Origin of the sequence: Brucella sp. BE17 (genome assembly GCF_039545455.1) — a bacterium.
Taxonomy (GTDB): domain Bacteria; phylum Pseudomonadota; class Alphaproteobacteria; order Rhizobiales; family Rhizobiaceae; genus Brucella.
In genome coordinates this window covers 1,408,888-1,423,848 of record NZ_CP154467.1, presented here as the reverse complement: position 1 = coordinate 1,423,848, position 14,961 = coordinate 1,408,888, and the positions used below count along the sequence as shown (strand labels likewise).

Genomic DNA, 14,961 nt, shown 5'->3' with positions numbered 1-14,961 from the left:
GATGACGGCGCAATCCAACATCGCTCTTGCCATTGTTGGTCTTGGCAAGATCGCGCGTGACCAGCATCTGCCGTCGATTGAAGCCGTAGACGGAATTGAATTGAAAGCCATTGCCAGCCGCAATGCCGGACTGGACGGTCTCCCGTCTTTTCACGATATCGATCAATTGCTTGCAAGCGATGTGGTCATCGATGCTGTGTCGTTGTGCACCCCACCACAGGGGCGGTTTCAGCAGGCCTATGCGGCTTTGCAAGCGCGTAAACATGTCATGCTGGAAAAACCGCCCGGTTCCACCATTTCGGAAGTGCAGGCGCTTGAGCGGCTGGCCAAAAAACAGGGCGTAACACTGTATACAACGTGGCATTCGCGGGAAGCCGCAGCGGTGGAACCGGCGCGGGAATTTTTGAAACAGGCAAGACTAAAGTCCGTTGCGGTTTCGTGGAAAGAGGATGTGCGTCATTGGCATCCGGGCCAGCAATGGATCTGGGAGCCGGGCGGTCTTGGGGTGTTCGATCCGGGAATCAATGCGCTTTCTATCGTCACGCATATCTTGCCGGAGCGGTTTTTTCTCACCAAATCAGACCTTTATTTCCCTGCAAACCGCGCTGCCCCTATCGCTGCCGACCTGGCATTTGAGACGGAAGACGGGGTGCCGGTGTCGTTTGAGCTCGACTGGCGTCAGACTGGCCCTCAGACATGGGATATTCGTGTCGAGACCGATAAGGGAACGGTTCTGCTCAGCCATGGCGGTAGCCGGTTGAGCATTGCGGGAACCGAGACAATGGCGGAGCCGGACCGTGAATATCGTCGTCTATACCAGCACTTCGTCAAACTTGTAGCCGAAGGGCGAAGCGATGTTGATCTGGCGCCACTGACCCATGTGGCGGATGCTTTTCTGCTGGGACAGCGCCATGTAGTCGAAGCGTTTGAAGATTAGGAAATGGAGCCGGTGAATGGCTTGCTACCCAAACAGGACAGTGAAATGAATAAGCCCGTAGCTCCGAAGACGCAAAAATTTCGTTCGCGCGCCTGGTTCGACAATCCCGACAATGTCGATATGACGGCCCTCTATCTTGAGCGCTATATGAATTATGGTCTTAGTCAGGAAGAGCTTCAATCGGGGCGTCCGATCATCGGCATCGCGCAGACTGGCTCCGATCTTTCGCCTTGCAACCGCCACCATCTTGAACTTGCCAACCGTGTGCGTGAAGGTGTGCGCGAAGCAGGCGGCATCGTGATCGAGTTTCCGGTGCACCCCATTCAGGAAACCGGCAAGCGCCCGACCGCCGGACTTGACCGCAACCTTGCCTATCTTGGTCTTGTCGAAGTGCTTTACGGCTATCCGCTTGACGGTGTGGTGTTGACGATCGGTTGCGACAAGACCACGCCCGCATGTCTTATGGCGGCGGCAACCGTCAATATTCCCGCCATAGCGCTCTCGGTCGGGCCGATGCTCAATGGCTGGTTTAGGGGCGAGCGCACGGGATCCGGCACTATCGTCTGGAAGGCGCGCGAGCTGCTTGCCAAGGGTGAGATCGATTACGCGGGCTTTATAAAACTGGTCGCATCGTCCGCACCATCGACCGGTTATTGCAACACGATGGGTACAGCATCAACGATGAATTCCCTGGCCGAAGCACTTGGTATGCAATTGCCGGGTTCTGCGGCCATTCCAGCACCCTATCGCGACCGTCAGGAGACTTCCTATCTCACCGGCAAGCGGATTGTCGAAATGGTCTATGAGGATTTAAAACCCTCCGATATCCTGACGAAGGAAGCCTTTATCAACGCGATCCGGGTCAATTCGGCAATTGGCGGTTCGACCAATGCGCCGATCCATCTGAATGCGCTTGCGCGTCACGTGGGCGTTGAACTGACTGTGGATGACTGGCAGAAATATGGTGAGGAAATCCCGCTTCTGGTCAATCTCCAGCCAGCAGGCGAATATCTTGGCGAAGACTATTATCACGCAGGTGGCGTGCCAGCGGTTGTCAACCAGCTGATGGGGCAGGGGCTTATCCACGAGGATGCCATTACCGTCAACGGCAAGTCGATTGGCGAAAACTGCAAGGGTGCTACCATCGAGGACAGCAATGTCATCAAGACATATGATGAGCCGATGAAGAAACATGCGGGTTTCCGCGTGCTTCGCGGCAATCTTTTCTCGTCTGCGATCATGAAACTGAGCGTCATTTCGGAGGAATTTCGCAACCGGTATCTCTCTGACGAAAAAGACCCAAATGCCTTTGAGGGTAAGGCTGTCGTTTTCGACGGGCCGGAAGATTATCATCACCGCATCGACGATCCGTCGCTGGAAATCGACGAACATACGGTTTTGTTCATGCGTGGCGCGGGTCCTATCGGTTATCCAGGGGCGGCGGAAGTGGTCAATATGCGCGCGCCCGATTATCTTTTGAAAAAGGGCATCAACTCGCTGCCCTGCATCGGTGATGGTCGCCAATCAGGCACGTCTGGTTCGCCCTCGATCCTCAATGCCTCACCTGAGGCGGCTGCTGGCGGTGGGCTGGCGATCCTCAAAACCGGGGACCGCGTGCGCATCGATATCGGGCGGGGTACGGCGGATATCCTGATTTCGGATGAAGAACTCAGCGAGCGCCGCAAGGCACTGGAGGCTTCAGGCGGGTTCAAATATCCCGAGAGCCAGACGCCTTGGCAGGAAATACAGCGTGCAGTCGTGGGCCAGATGGAATCGGGTGCGGTGCTGGAAAATGCGGTCAAATATCAAGATATTGCGCATACGCGCGGCCTGCCGCGGGATAACCACTGATGGCATCTCACGTGCCATTTGCGGCCGTCGCGGACTGGGGTACGACCCGGTTCCGCCTCTGGTTGCTGGATGCGGACGGTCATGTGCTGGGCGAAAGTCGCGGCGATGACGGGCTCATCCATGCAAGGGAAGCCGGTTTCGAGACGGTTCTGGAGCGGCATCTGGCAGTCGTTGGTGCAAAGGACAATTTGCCGGTGGTGATTTGCGGCATGGCAGGATCGCGCACCGGCTGGATCGAAGCGCCCTATATGAACCTGCCAGCGGGATTGGAAGGCATTGTCGGTGCGGCGAGGCCTGTGCCTGCACGTCGTCATGTTATCATGTTACCCGGCGTGGCGCGGACGGATAAAAATGCGCCCGACGTGATGCGCGGCGAGGAAACCAAGCTTCTGGGGCTGGTACATCGCGGCACGCGCGATGCAGTTGTCGTGATGCCCGGAACGCACGCCAAATGGGTGTGGCTTGCCGATGGAAAGCTCCACGATTACCGCTCCTTCATGACCGGCGAATTGTTTGCGCTCTTGAAAGACAAGTCGGTTCTTTCCGGTGCGCTGGAAGGCGCAAGTGCGGTCGACCCGAAAAGTGCTGCTTTTAGCGCTGGCGTCAAAACTTCTCTTGAGGCGCCGGAGCTGATTGCCAATGCGCTGTTTGGCGTGCGGGCTGGCTGGCTGGTGCATGATTTTACACCGGACGATCAGCTCGCGCGTCTCTCTGGTCTGTTGATCGGGCTGGAAGTGGCAGGCGGGCGAAAACTCTTTGGCGCGCCGCAAGAAATGCTGCTCCTGTCCGATGATGTCATGGGTGCGCTCTATGCGAGCGCCCTTGAGATTGCAGGTCTCAAGGTGACACGCATTCAAGCCGACGAACTGGTGCGGGACGGATTGTTCATGGCCGCGAAATATGCCTTCGCGCGAGGTGCATCATGAGCGATCAAATCGCATGGCCAAAACTGCGCTATCCGCTGGTGGCGATCCTGCGCGGTATCCGTCCGCAAGAAGTACGAGCAATTGTTGGCGCGTTGATCGAGACGGGTTTCGAGGCTATCGAAATACCGCTTAATTCGCCTGATCCGTTTGTGTCGATTGAGCAGGCGGTCAAGCTTTCGCCCGATAATGTGCTGATTGGTGCCGGTACGGTTTTGAACGTCAAGGATGTGGAGCGGCTTAATGATGTCGGCGGCAGACTTCTGGTCAGCCCCAATGTCGAACCGGATGTCATAAGCCGCGCGGCCACGCACGGTATGGTGACGATGCCTGGCGTGTTGACGCCGACGGAAGCCTTTACGGCCATCCGTGCGGGTGCATCGGCGCTCAAGTTCTTTCCGGCAAGCGTGCTCGGGGCTGATGGTATCAAGGCAATGAGTGCTGTGCTTCCCAAGGATGTGCCGCTGGGTGCTGTGGGCGGTGTGTCGGAAGCTGGTTTTAAAACCTATCGCGATGCGGGCGTGAGCTGCTTTGGGTTGGGTTCCAGCCTTTACAAGGCAGGATTTAGTGCAGCCGAAGTGCGTGAGCGGGCGAAACGCTCCGTTGACGCGTGGGACAGGATTGCGGGCTAGAGCATCGGCCTAAAAATCGGTTACGCTTTTTGGAAAGCACGATGCGTAGATAAAATACTTAGAGCGCTATGCGCCGAAAACGACGCATAGCGCTCTAAGGTCCGCTTGGAGGAATTCCGCAGGGCCATGACGGCGGGGGCGGAAATATTGGAGAGCGATGGGCGAACAACCCGCGCAATTTGGGAGTGATACAATGGCAGGCATAAAATCATTAACGCTGGCTGTCGCCATGGCGGCCTTCGCCTTTACCGGCCTTGCACAGGCGCAGGAAAAAGGTCTGGTCGGCGTGGCGATGCCGACAAAATCCTCGGCACGTTGGATTGCCGATGGCGACAACATGGTCAAGGTGTTGCAGGAGCGCGGTTACAAGACCGATCTGCAATATGCCGAGGACGATGTGCCCAATCAGTTGGCGCAGATCGAAAACATGGTCACCAAGGGTGCCAAGGTTCTGGTCGTGGCCTCTATCGACGGCACCACGCTTTCTGACGTTCTGGCAAAAGCCAATGAGGAAGGCATCAAGGTCATTGCCTATGACCGCCTGATCCGCGATACGCCGAATGTTTCCTATTATGCGACTTTCGACAATTTTCAGGTCGGCGTGTTGCAGGCGCAGTCGATTGAAACGGCGCTTGATCTGAAAAACAAGGAAGGCCCGTTCAACATCGAACTGTTCGGCGGCTCGCCCGACGATAACAACGCCTATTTCTTCTATAATGGCGCGATGTCGGTGCTCCAGCCCTATATAGACAGCGGCAAGGTGGTCGTCGCCAGCGGCCAGACCGGCATGGACAAGGTCGCAACGCTTCGTTGGGATGGTGCAACCGCGCAGGCGCGCATGGATTCGATCCTCTCCGCCTATTATTCCGACAAGAGGCTCGATGGCGTTCTGTCGCCTTATGACGGCATCTCCATCGGCATTCTCTCTTCGCTGAAGGGCGTTGGCTATGGCAGCGGCGACATGCCAATGCCGGCCGTTTCCGGTCAGGATGCGGAAGTGCCGTCCGTCAAGTCGATCCTGGCTGGCGAACAGACCGCAACCATCTTCAAGGATACCCGTGAACTTGCCAAAGTCACCGTCGACATGGTCGACGCGCTGATGACCGGCAAGGAACCGAAAGTCAACGACACCAAGACCTATGACAATGGCGTCAAGGTGGTGCCGTCTTATCTGTTGAAGCCGGTCATCGTCGACAAGTCGAACTGGAAGGAAGTTCTGGTCGATAGTGGTTACTACAAGGAAAGCGAAATCCAGTAATTTCAGCCAATCCGGGCGTGGGTCGGGCGTATGATGCGTCCTGTGCCCGGATGATTTTCTGCATGCCATTGCCTTTAATTTGGGCCAGAAACTGGCCCCGAACCCGGTCTTCGACCGGGGAAGGTATGGAAATTGACAGCGTTGTCTTTTGAAGTGTTGGCATCGCGGAATTGTCACGGGAGCGAGTGATGAGTTTAGCCAATCCTGTTCCGATTGCGGATCGAGACGGCCTGCCGGAGAACAGCCGGAGGCCCATTCTCGAAATGCGTGGGATCAGCAAATCCTTTGGTGTCGTGAAAGCGCTGAGCGATGTGAATTTCACGGTGATGCCGGGAGAGATTCACGCCTTTGTCGGTGAGAACGGTGCCGGTAAATCGACGCTTATGAAGGTGCTGTCGGGTGTTTACCCCCATGGAAGCTATGAGGGATCGATCTTCTTCGACGGGGAAGAGCGGCAGTTTCGCGACATCAACGATTCTGAGGCGCAGGGCATCGTCATCATCCATCAGGAACTGGCACTTGTGCCTCTGATGTCGATTGCCGAGAACATCTTTCTGGTTAATCCGCCCGGCACCTATGGCGTTATAGACCGTGGCGAAGTCTATCAACGCACGAAGGCACTGCTTGCAAAGGTCGGACTGAACGAATTCCCCGATACGCTGGTAACCGATATCGGTATCGGCAAACAACAGCTCGTCGAGATCGCCAAGGCGCTGTCCAAGCGTGTCCGGCTTCTGATCCTGGACGAGCCGACCGCAAGCCTTAATGAAACCGATAGCGCAGCTCTTCTGGCACTGCTTAAGGAATTCCGTGCGCAGGGGATCACTTCGATCCTTATTTCGCACAAGCTCAATGAAATTCGCGAAGTGGCCGACAAGATAACCGTGCTGCGCGATGGGCGTACAGTTGCGACGCTTGATTGCCATGAGGGCGAAGTCGAAGAAGACGATATCATCCGCAAGATGGTCGACCGCGATCTGGAAAGCCGTTTCCCGAAACGCGACCCAAAGATCGGTGATGTGATTTTTGAGGTCGAGGACTGGTCAGTCTATCATCCACTGCATCCCGAACGCCATGCAGTCAAGAATGTGTCGTTTAAGGCCAGGGCTGGTGAGATCGTCGGCATTGCAGGTCTTATGGGAGCGGGGAGGACCGAGTTCGCCATGAGCCTTTTTGGGCATTCTTGGGGCACCAAAATTACCGGTACTGCGAAAATTAATGACAAGGCGGCGGATATTTCCACGGTTGCGCGCGCCATCGCTTCGGGGCTTGCCTATGTCACGGAGGACCGTAAGAAGCTGGGCCTGGTTCTTGGTGATAATATCTCGCGCAATATTTCGCTGGCGCATCTTCCCGGCATCAGCCCCAAAGGCATTATCGACAATATCCGTGAAATGAAGGTCGCCAATTCCTATCGCGAGCAGATGAGCATCCGCTGCCATAACGTTTATCAGGAAGCGGGTACGCTTTCGGGCGGCAACCAGCAAAAGGTCGTGCTGTCGAAATGGCTTTTTACCGAGCCGGACGTGCTGATCCTCGACGAGCCTACCCGCGGCATCGACGTGGGGGCGAAATACGACATCTATACAATCATCAATTCACTGGCGGAAAGCGGCAAGGGCGTGGTGGTCATTTCCTCGGAAATGCCAGAACTGATAGGCATCTGCGACCGCATCGTCGTCATGCATGAAGGCGCTTTCGTGGGCGAAGTGTCGGGTGAAGAAGCGACACAGGAGAACATCATGCGTGCCATCATGCGCAATAAGGGAAAACAACAATGAGCGACAGCGCCATAAAGAACGAACAATCGTCAACCGGCATGCGGCGTTACCTGAAGAACAATCTGCGTGAATCCGGGATGCTGCTTTCGTTGATCGCCATCGTGGTCTTTTTCCAGATCGTGACGGGCGGAGTGTTGTTACGGCCGCTCAATATCACCAATATCGTTTTGCAGAACAGCTATATCGTCATCATGGCGCTGGGCATGCTGCTGATCATCGTGACGGGCCATATCGATCTTTCGGTCGGCTCTGTCTGCGGTTTTATCGGGGCGCTGGCGGCAGTAATGATCGTGAAACTCGGCATACCCTTTCCGGTTGCAGCCCTGCTCTGCCTGATCGTGGGAGGGGTGATTGGTGGGACGCAAGGATTCTTCGTCGCCTATTGGAAGATTCCGTCCTTCATCGTCACGCTGGCGGGAATGCTGGTGTTCAAGGGGTTGATGCTCGCCGTGTTGGGGGGGCAGTCGGTGGGACCGTTTCCCCCGGTTTTCCAGAAGCTTTCTTCAGGCTTCATTCCCGAACTGATCGGCAACTCCAGTGGCATATATATCTCCTCGCTCATTCTTGGTGTCGCTCTGGCCGGTTTTCTTGTCTGGCAGAGCACGCGCTCGCGGGCTCGTCATATCGCCCATGATATGGAAACCGAGCCGTTTCCCCTGTTCGTAATTAAAAACATTCTGTTTTTTGCCGGTATCGCTTATCTGGCACTGCTGATTTCTTCGCATCGTGGCATGCCAAATGTTCTCATCATCATGGCGGTGCTGATCGCAGCTTATGCTTTTCTCACCAACCGCACCGTCATCGGGCGCCAGATCTATGCTGTGGGCGGCAATCGTCACGCGGCGAAACTGTCGGGCGTGAAGACCGAGCAACTGACCTTTCTGGCTTTCGTCAATATGGGTGTGCTGGCAGCGTTGGCCGGTCTGGTCTTTGCCGCGCGCCTCAACACCGCGACGCCTAAGGCTGGCCTTGGTTTTGAGCTGGATGTGATCGCGGCCTGCTTCATCGGTGGCGCTTCCGCTTATGGCGGTGTCGGGCGTGTGACGGGCGCTGTCATTGGCGCGCTTATCATGGGTGTGATGAACAACGGTATGTCGATGCTCGGGATTGGCATCGATTATCAGCAGGTCATCAAAGGGATCGTTCTTTTGGGGGCCGTCTGTATCGACGTCTATAACCAGAAACGTTAAGGCATGTCTCCCAAAAGTGGGGACCGGTTTTGGGATAAAGAAGTACATAAAAACAAAAAGTTGTACTGAACAGGCTTCGCCTGAGGGGGCAAGGGCGGGGCCCGGGGCCGCGCTGGAAGAAATTCCGGCGCGGCCTTGTCTTTTGATTGATCAGATTGCCGTGCGGCGGGCGTGCTCAAGATAGATGTCACGCAGACGCGGTGCGACCGGCCCGGGCTGGCCGGTACCGATGGTCTTGTCGTCAATAACGGTGACGGGTGTCGCGAAGTTGCCCGCGCTCGTTATGAAGGCCTCCTTTGCACCATAGGCTTCATCAATGGTGAAGGCGCGTTCTTCCAGTTTCAGGTCTGTCTGCGCAATCAGTTGCAACAGTGACTGGCGCGTGCAGCCGGGAAGAATGGCATTGCTGTTGGGGCGGGTGACGACCACGTCATCCTGCGTTACGATATAGGCAGTTGAAGACGCACCCTCGGTTACGAAACCGTCCTCGATCAGCCAGGCATCGTCGTAGCCCGCATTTTTGGCGATTTCCTTGGCAAGCGCCTGCGGCAGCAGGCAGACGGTCTTGATGTCGCGACGTTTCCAGCGCAGATCGGGCAGCGAGAGAATGCGGATCCCGTCATCGACACCCGGTTTTTGTAAAAGGGATGTGACCTGTGTGAACAGGATGATTGAGGGTTTGACTCCTTTTGTCGGGATAAAGTCACGGTCACGTCCGTCGCCGCGTGTGATCTGGAGATAGATGACGCCTTCAACGAGATTGTTGCGGTGGATCAGCTCGCGTTCGATGCCAACAATTTCTTCCGTGCTCATCGGCATGGCGATGCCGATTTCGCCGGTTGAGCGACGCAGACGCGCCATGTGCGGTTCGCTGTCGATGAGCTTGCCATCGAGCACAGCGGTTACTTCATAGATGCCATCACCGAAAAGAAAACCCCGGTCGAAGATGGAAATGCGCGCATCGCGCGCGGCGACATACTCGCCATTAACATAGACGATGCGATTTTCGAGGTCTTCTGCTGAAACGGCCATGGTGGGAACAATCCTGAAATGAGAAAGGCTGCGATGGTAGAGCGCATCCCGAAAAGTGTGAAACGGTTTTCGGACAAGATGCGCGCCAAATCAAATAATTAGAGCACTTCTTATTCTTTCATTGCCGTCGTTTCCAGAAATCTTCTCAAAGCCCACAAAAAAGCCGCCGCAAAAAATGCGGCGGCAAGTGGCAGCCCATAGGGGGCAATCAGGCTGCGCGTTTGAGAGCGTCGCCGATCATCGAGATGATCGTGTCGATCTGTTCCTTTTCAATGATCAGCGGTGGCGAAAGTGCAATCACGTCACCGGTGACACGGATCAGCAGACCCTTCTGGAAACAATCGACGAAAATATCATAGGCGCGGGCACCGGGAGCACCGTCACGCGATGACAGTTCAATAGCTCCGACAAGACCAAGATTGCGAATATCGATGACATTCGGCGCGTCTTTGAGCGAGTGTAATGCTTCCTGCCAATGATCGGCAAGTTCGGCTCCGCGCGTCAAAAGCCCTTCCTCGGCGTAGATTTCGAGCGTTGCAAGCCCAGCGGCGGAAGCAACCGGATGGCCGGAATAGGTATAGCCATGGAACAGTTCGATAGCGTTTTCAGGTCCTGTCATCAGGCCGTCATGCACCTTGCGGCTGGCAAAGACCGCACCCATCGGAATGGCGCCGTTGGTAAGACCTTTGGCCGTCGTGACAAGATCGGGAACGACACCGAAATAATCCGTTGCAAACGGTGTGCCAAGACGGCCAAATCCGGTGATGACTTCATCAAAAATCAGCAGGATGCCGTGCTTGTCGGCGGTGGCGCGGAGCTTTTCGAGATAGCCCTTGGGCGGCAGCACAACGCCAGCAGACCCGGACATGGGCTCAACAATGACAGCGGCAATCTTTTCGGCGCCATGCAGTTGCACAAGGCGTTCGAGATCGTCGGCCAGCTCGATGCCGTGCGCGGGCAAGCCCTTGGAAAAGGCGTTGCGTTCCATGTCGAGGGTGTGGCGCAGGTGATCGGCAGGAATTTGCGGGAAGACGCGTCGGTTATTGATGAGGCCGCCCACGGAAATGCCGCCAAAACCAACGCCGTGATAGCCTTTCTCACGACCCAGAACCATTGTGCGGGTGCCCTGACCGATGGCGCGCTGATAAGCAATGGCAATTTTGAGCGCCGTATCAACTGATTCCGAGCCGGAATTGGTAAAGAATACGCGGTCCAGTTTGTTATCCGCACTACCCGGTGCAACGGCTGCGAGCTTTTCCGCAAAATCAAAAGCAACCTTATGCCCCATCTGGAAGGTGGGTGCGAAATCGAGTGTCGAAATCTGGCGTTCGACGGCCTCGGTGATTTTTTTGCGACCATGACCGGCATTGCAGCACCAGAGGCCCGCTGTGCCGTCCAGCACCTGATTGCCATCGACATCAGTGTAATACATGCCTGACGCGCTGGCGAGCAGGCGTGGAGCCGCCTTGAACTGGCGGTTGGCGGTGAACGGCATCCAGAAATTATCGAGGCCGGGCGCATTGGTCTTGGTGAGCATTAAAAAATCTCCTCTTTTGCTGCAGCAGGCCATGCTTTGCAGAGCACAACAAGTCCTTTTCTTGCTCGAATTAAGTAGTTGAAAATATAGGGATGAGAATTAAATATTATGCTATATCGAACAGTATAAACATAGGGGAATGGCGATGAGTATCGATATTGGTGGAAGGCTGCGATATGTGCGCATGCGCCACAATCTCTCACAGCGCGAGCTTGCCAAAAGGGCAGGCGTTACCAATTCTACCATATCGCTAATCGAAGCCAACCAGACCAATCCGTCGGTGGGTGCGCTCAAGCGTATTCTCGACGGTATTCCCATTGGCATGGCAGAGTTTTTTGCGCTCGAACCGGATGCGCCGCACAAGGTTTTCTATCAGGCTGAGGAACTTATCGAGATCGGCAAAGGGCCGATTTCCTATCGGCAGGTTGGCGATCATCTGTTTGCACGCTCCTTGCAGATATTGAAGGAACGCTATGAGCCGGGAGCGGATACGGGCAAGGTGCTTCTCACCCATGAGGGCGAGGAGGGCGGCATCGTCATTTCCGGGCGCATCGAAGTGACGGTCGGTAGCGACCGGCGCATTCTGGGGCCGGGAGACGCCTATTATTTTTCGTCCAAACTGCCACATCGTTTTCGCTGTGTGGGGCCGACGCCTTGCGAAGTCGTCAGCGCCTGCACGCCGCCGAGTTTTTAATCATAGCGTTCAATGCTGAGGTCGTCGGCGCGGATATCTGGCTTGTTGCCGGAAATGAGATCAGCCAGAAGCTTGCCCGAGCCGCAGCCCATGGTCCAGCCGAGTGTGCCGTGACCGGCATTGATGAACACGTTGTCATAGCGGGTTGCGCCAATGATCGGCGTGGAATCGGGCGTCATCGGGCGCAGCCCCGACCAGAAGGTTGCTGCCTTCAGATCACCGCCGGGAAACAGGTCGCTGACCGAAAGATCAAGTGTGGCGCGACGTGCGGCTGGCAGGTCCTTGGTAAAGCCTGAAACTTCCGCCATGCCGCCGACACGGATGCGGTCGCCCAGTCTGGTGATGGCGATCTTGTAGCTTTCATCCAGAACGGTCGAGACCGGCGCGCGCGTTTCGTCAATGATGGGCGCGGTAATGGAATAACCTTTCACCGGATAGATCGGAGCATTGAGGCCGAGCGACTTGACGAGGGCAGGCGTATAGCTGCCAAGGGCCACGACATAGCGGTCAGCGGTCAGAATTGCTTCGGAGGTTTCGACGCCGGAGACGGTACCGCCAGATAACATCAGAGACTTGATGGTGACGCCAAACCGGAATTTGACGCCAAGCCCCTCCGCGATTTTCGCCAGTGCATTGGTGAATTTGAAGCAGTCGCCGGTTTCATCATGCGGCAGGCGTAGGCCACCGACAAACTTGTCTTTGGCATGCGCAAGAGCAGGCTCGACCCTCACACAATTATCGCGGTCCAGCACCTCGAATGGTACGCCGTCCTGCTTCAAAACTTCGATATCCTTGCCGATGCCATCGAGCTGGTATTGTTCGCGGAAAAGCTGCAAGGTGCCTTGCGTACGCTGGTCGTATTCGATGCCGGTCTCTTCACGAAGTGCTACCAGACAATCACGGCTATATTCGGCCACGCGCACCATACGGCTCTTGTTGAGCTTGTAACGGCTGTCGGTGCAATTGGCGAGCATCTGCAAAAGCCAGCCATATTGTTTTGGATCTGTCGTCAGGCGCAAAACCAGCGGCGCATGTTTCTGCAACAACCATTTCGCCGCCTTGAACGGAACGCCGGGTGCGGCCCAAGGCGAAGCATAACCGGGCGAGACCTGTCCGGCGTTGGCGAAACTGGTTTCCAGTGCCGGGCCTTCCTCGCGGTCGACGACAGTGACCTCATGGCCGAGTTTTGCCAGATAATAGGCCGTTGTGACGCCCACAACTCCGCTGCCCAATACGATGATCTTCATGTTCGCCTCTTTATTAGTGCTTTATTCGGGTTGCGCCTGATCGACATAGATACGGGCATACCGATTGCCGAGCGCTGTCAGGATTTCGTAAGGAATGGTGTCGCAGTCGCGCGCCACATCTTCGAGCCGTTGATGCGGACCGATCAACTCAATGAGACTGCCAAGTTTCAATGTGCCTTCAGGCAGTGCGCTGACATCAAGCGTGATGGAATCCATCGAAACGCGCCCGACGATCGCAAGGCGTGTGTCACCAAAATAGGCCGCCCCCTTGTTGCCAAGGCTGCGGAACCAGCCATCGGCATAGCCGACCGCGATTGTTGCGATACGCATCGGGCCTTGTGCCAGATAAGTGCCGCCATAGCCTATGGCCGCGCCCTTATCGACGTCGCGCACCTGAATAACCCGCGCGGACAGGGTGAAGACTGGCTTTATCGGGGCGGGGCCAACGCCATAAAGTGCTACGCCGGGACGGGCGAGGTCAAAATGATAGGATTTGTCGAGGAAGGCACCGCCGGAATTGGCGAAGGCGACGGGCACTTTCAGAAATCTGGCAAGTGCCACCTTCATCGCCGAAAGTTGCCGGGCATTGGCCGGGTTTTCCGGCTCATCGCCGCTCGCAAGATGGCTGATGATGAAGCGCAGATCGATAGGGTCGAGCAGCGAGAGATCGCCGGTGAGCCGGTCGAGTTCCTTGGCCGACAAGCCCAGCCGTGACATGCCGGTATCGATCTGCAACAAAGCGGGCAGCTTTTTACCCATGGTTTTGGCAAGGCTGGCCCAGTTTTCGACTTGTTCCAGCGAATTGAGCACGGGAACAATGGCTTCGCGAGCCGCTGCGGCTTCGGTTCCCGGCTGCAGGCCGTTGAGGACATAAACTGTTGCGTCGCTCTCAAGGAATGGTTTGAGCGTTATGGCTTCACCCAAATGTGCGACGAAGAAATCGCGGCATCCGGCCTGATAAAATGCTGGCGCAACACGGTGCGCTCCAAGTCCATAGGCATCGGCCTTGACGACAGCGGCGGTTCGGGTTGGCGCAATGCGATTGGCGATCGTCTTATAATTATGGCGCAGAGCGGCAAGATCGATGGTCAGGACACCACCAGCTGCCAGATTGCGTTGGTCTTCAGAAAAATGCATCGACATATCAGCCCTATTTGTCACGCCGGCGCTTCAATTCAGCTATGTTAGTCGAAGACTATTCGAATATCTTTGCTATTTTTCGAATTTTATGTGAATTATCGCATATCCTGCGCATGTTTTAGCTTTTGGTTCGAAGATTATATGGCAACACTCGACAATATAGATCGCAACATCATCCGTTGCCTGCGCCGTGACGGACGCATGACCAACAGCCAGCTTGCAGCAGAAGTAGGTCTTTCGCAATCAGCGTGCCTACGCCGGGTGCAGATATTGGAAGCAGGAGGGGTTATCCGTGGTTATACGGCGATTGTCGGCTCATCCGACGGTGATGAACGGCTGGTTGCCATTGTGCGCATCACGCTTGACCGGCAGACGGAGGAGTATCTCAACCGCTTCGAGGAAGCGGTGCGCCGCCACCCGGAAGTGCGTGAGTGCTATCTCATGACGGGCGATGCAGATTATATTCTGCGTGTGGAGGCAGAGAATGCCGCCGCCTATGAGATTATTCACAAAGAAATCCTGTCGCGCCTGCCGGGTGTCGCTCGCATTCATTCAAGCTTTGCCATCCGTACGGTGCTTTTGTCGAAAGCGCCGTCTTCGCGTTAAAGCGCATTTTCCTCGTTCCAGAGTGGAGATTGTGCTCTTTTCCGCTAAAGACCTAGTAATCTTCTCTGGATGGGATTACTCGCTATATTCCTCCAGACAGATAGCCCATCATTGGATGAAGGCTGCGAGCGAG

The 14,961-nt window shown here is 55.8% G+C and carries 13 protein-coding genes; 9 read left to right on the top strand and 4 right to left on the bottom strand.

The genetic code is table 11. The features are described from left to right. Nucleotide 1: 1 nt before the first annotated feature. The 7 genes from AAIB41_RS06900 to mmsB all read left to right on the top strand — a co-directional run bounded on the left by AAIB41_RS06900 (nucleotide 2) and on the right by mmsB (nucleotide 8,572). On the top strand, nucleotides 2-937 hold the full coding sequence (locus AAIB41_RS06900; RefSeq protein WP_343312572.1) for a Gfo/Idh/MocA family oxidoreductase: 936 nt from the start codon (nucleotides 2-4) through the stop codon (nucleotides 935-937). 45 nt (nucleotides 938-982) lie between these two features. Further along, nucleotides 983-2,788, top strand: a complete 1,806-nt coding sequence (locus tag AAIB41_RS06895) for an IlvD/Edd family dehydratase (protein WP_343312571.1) — start codon at nucleotides 983-985, stop codon at nucleotides 2,786-2,788. After that, the gene (locus AAIB41_RS06890; protein ID WP_343312570.1) at nucleotides 2,788-3,714 is read left to right on the top strand and encodes a 2-dehydro-3-deoxygalactonokinase; all 927 of its coding nucleotides are present in this window, start codon (nucleotides 2,788-2,790) and stop codon (nucleotides 3,712-3,714) included. The genes AAIB41_RS06895 and AAIB41_RS06890 overlap by 1 nt, the downstream gene beginning before the upstream one ends. Further along, on the top strand, nucleotides 3,711-4,343 hold the full coding sequence (locus AAIB41_RS06885; protein WP_343312569.1) for a 2-dehydro-3-deoxy-6-phosphogalactonate aldolase: 633 nt from the start codon (nucleotides 3,711-3,713) through the stop codon (nucleotides 4,341-4,343). The genes AAIB41_RS06890 and AAIB41_RS06885 overlap by 4 nt, the downstream gene beginning before the upstream one ends. 193 nt (nucleotides 4,344-4,536) lie before the next feature. Next, nucleotides 4,537-5,601 (top strand): multiple monosaccharide ABC transporter substrate-binding protein, encoded by a 1,065-nt coding sequence (gene chvE / locus AAIB41_RS06880; protein ID WP_343312567.1) that lies wholly within the window; start codon nucleotides 4,537-4,539, stop codon nucleotides 5,599-5,601. A gap of 188 nt (nucleotides 5,602-5,789) precedes the next feature. After that, on the top strand, nucleotides 5,790-7,382 hold the full coding sequence (gene mmsA, locus AAIB41_RS06875) for a multiple monosaccharide ABC transporter ATP-binding protein (protein WP_343312565.1): 1,593 nt from the start codon (nucleotides 5,790-5,792) through the stop codon (nucleotides 7,380-7,382). Further along, nucleotides 7,379-8,572 (top strand): multiple monosaccharide ABC transporter permease, encoded by a 1,194-nt coding sequence (gene mmsB / locus AAIB41_RS06870; protein WP_343312563.1) that lies wholly within the window; start codon nucleotides 7,379-7,381, stop codon nucleotides 8,570-8,572. The genes mmsA and mmsB overlap by 4 nt, the downstream gene beginning before the upstream one ends. A gap of 150 nt (nucleotides 8,573-8,722) precedes the next feature. On the opposite strand, the gene AAIB41_RS06865 is transcribed toward mmsB, so the two are convergent. Together AAIB41_RS06865 and AAIB41_RS06860 are read right to left on the bottom strand one after the other, a co-directional pair. Next, on the bottom strand, nucleotides 8,723-9,604 hold the full coding sequence (locus tag AAIB41_RS06865; RefSeq protein WP_343312561.1) for a D-amino-acid transaminase: 882 nt from the start codon (nucleotides 9,602-9,604) through the stop codon (nucleotides 8,723-8,725). 208 nt (nucleotides 9,605-9,812) lie between these two features. After that, nucleotides 9,813-11,141 carry an aspartate aminotransferase family protein gene (locus AAIB41_RS06860; protein ID WP_343312559.1) on the bottom strand — a complete coding sequence of 443 codons (1,329 nt, stop codon included), beginning with the start codon at nucleotides 11,139-11,141 and terminating at the stop codon, nucleotides 9,813-9,815. A gap of 145 nt (nucleotides 11,142-11,286) precedes the next feature. On the opposite strand from AAIB41_RS06860, the gene AAIB41_RS06855 reads away from it, so the two are divergent. Continuing rightward, complete coding sequence (locus AAIB41_RS06855) at nucleotides 11,287-11,835, top strand: cupin domain-containing protein (protein WP_343312557.1); 549 nt, start codon at nucleotides 11,287-11,289, stop codon at nucleotides 11,833-11,835. Here the strand turns inward: AAIB41_RS06855 and AAIB41_RS06850 are convergent. After that, nucleotides 11,832-13,082 (bottom strand): D-amino acid dehydrogenase, encoded by a 1,251-nt coding sequence (locus tag AAIB41_RS06850; protein ID WP_343312556.1) that lies wholly within the window; start codon nucleotides 13,080-13,082, stop codon nucleotides 11,832-11,834. The two genes, AAIB41_RS06855 and AAIB41_RS06850, sit on opposite strands and share 4 nt — an antisense overlap. A gap of 21 nt (nucleotides 13,083-13,103) precedes the next feature. Then, nucleotides 13,104-14,225 (bottom strand): alanine racemase, encoded by a 1,122-nt coding sequence (gene alr, locus AAIB41_RS06845; protein WP_343314691.1) that lies wholly within the window; start codon nucleotides 14,223-14,225, stop codon nucleotides 13,104-13,106. A 138-nt stretch (nucleotides 14,226-14,363) separates the two neighbouring features. Between alr and AAIB41_RS06840 the strand changes: the two genes are divergently transcribed. Next, the gene (locus AAIB41_RS06840) at nucleotides 14,364-14,828 is read left to right on the top strand and encodes an Lrp/AsnC family transcriptional regulator (RefSeq protein ID WP_343312555.1); all 465 of its coding nucleotides are present in this window, start codon (nucleotides 14,364-14,366) and stop codon (nucleotides 14,826-14,828) included. The last annotated feature ends 133 nt before the right edge of the window (nucleotides 14,829-14,961 follow it).

Bases quoted from the DNA above. Each gene is read 5' to 3' on its own strand.
- AAIB41_RS06900 (WP_343312572.1), top strand. From the start codon at position 2: ATGACGGCGCAATCCAACATCGCTCTTGCCATTGTTGGTCTTGGCAAG.
- AAIB41_RS06895 (WP_343312571.1), top strand. From the start codon at position 983: ATGAATAAGCCCGTAGCTCCGAAGACGCAAAAATTTCGTTCGCGCGCC.
- AAIB41_RS06890 (WP_343312570.1), top strand. From the start codon at position 2,788: ATGGCATCTCACGTGCCATTTGCGGCCGTCGCGGACTGGGGTACGACC.
- AAIB41_RS06885 (WP_343312569.1), top strand. From the start codon at position 3,711: ATGAGCGATCAAATCGCATGGCCAAAACTGCGCTATCCGCTGGTGGCG.
- chvE (WP_343312567.1), top strand. From the start codon at position 4,537: ATGGCAGGCATAAAATCATTAACGCTGGCTGTCGCCATGGCGGCCTTC.
- mmsA (WP_343312565.1), top strand. From the start codon at position 5,790: ATGAGTTTAGCCAATCCTGTTCCGATTGCGGATCGAGACGGCCTGCCG.
- mmsB (WP_343312563.1), top strand. From the start codon at position 7,379: ATGAGCGACAGCGCCATAAAGAACGAACAATCGTCAACCGGCATGCGG.
- AAIB41_RS06865 (WP_343312561.1), bottom strand. From the start codon at position 9,604: ATGGCCGTTTCAGCAGAAGACCTCGAAAATCGCATCGTCTATGTTAAT.
- AAIB41_RS06860 (WP_343312559.1), bottom strand. From the start codon at position 11,141: ATGCTCACCAAGACCAATGCGCCCGGCCTCGATAATTTCTGGATGCCG.
- AAIB41_RS06855 (WP_343312557.1), top strand. From the start codon at position 11,287: ATGAGTATCGATATTGGTGGAAGGCTGCGATATGTGCGCATGCGCCAC.
- AAIB41_RS06850 (WP_343312556.1), bottom strand. From the start codon at position 13,082: ATGAAGATCATCGTATTGGGCAGCGGAGTTGTGGGCGTCACAACGGCC.
- alr (WP_343314691.1), bottom strand. From the start codon at position 14,225: ATGTCGATGCATTTTTCTGAAGACCAACGCAATCTGGCAGCTGGTGGT.
- AAIB41_RS06840 (WP_343312555.1), top strand. From the start codon at position 14,364: ATGGCAACACTCGACAATATAGATCGCAACATCATCCGTTGCCTGCGC.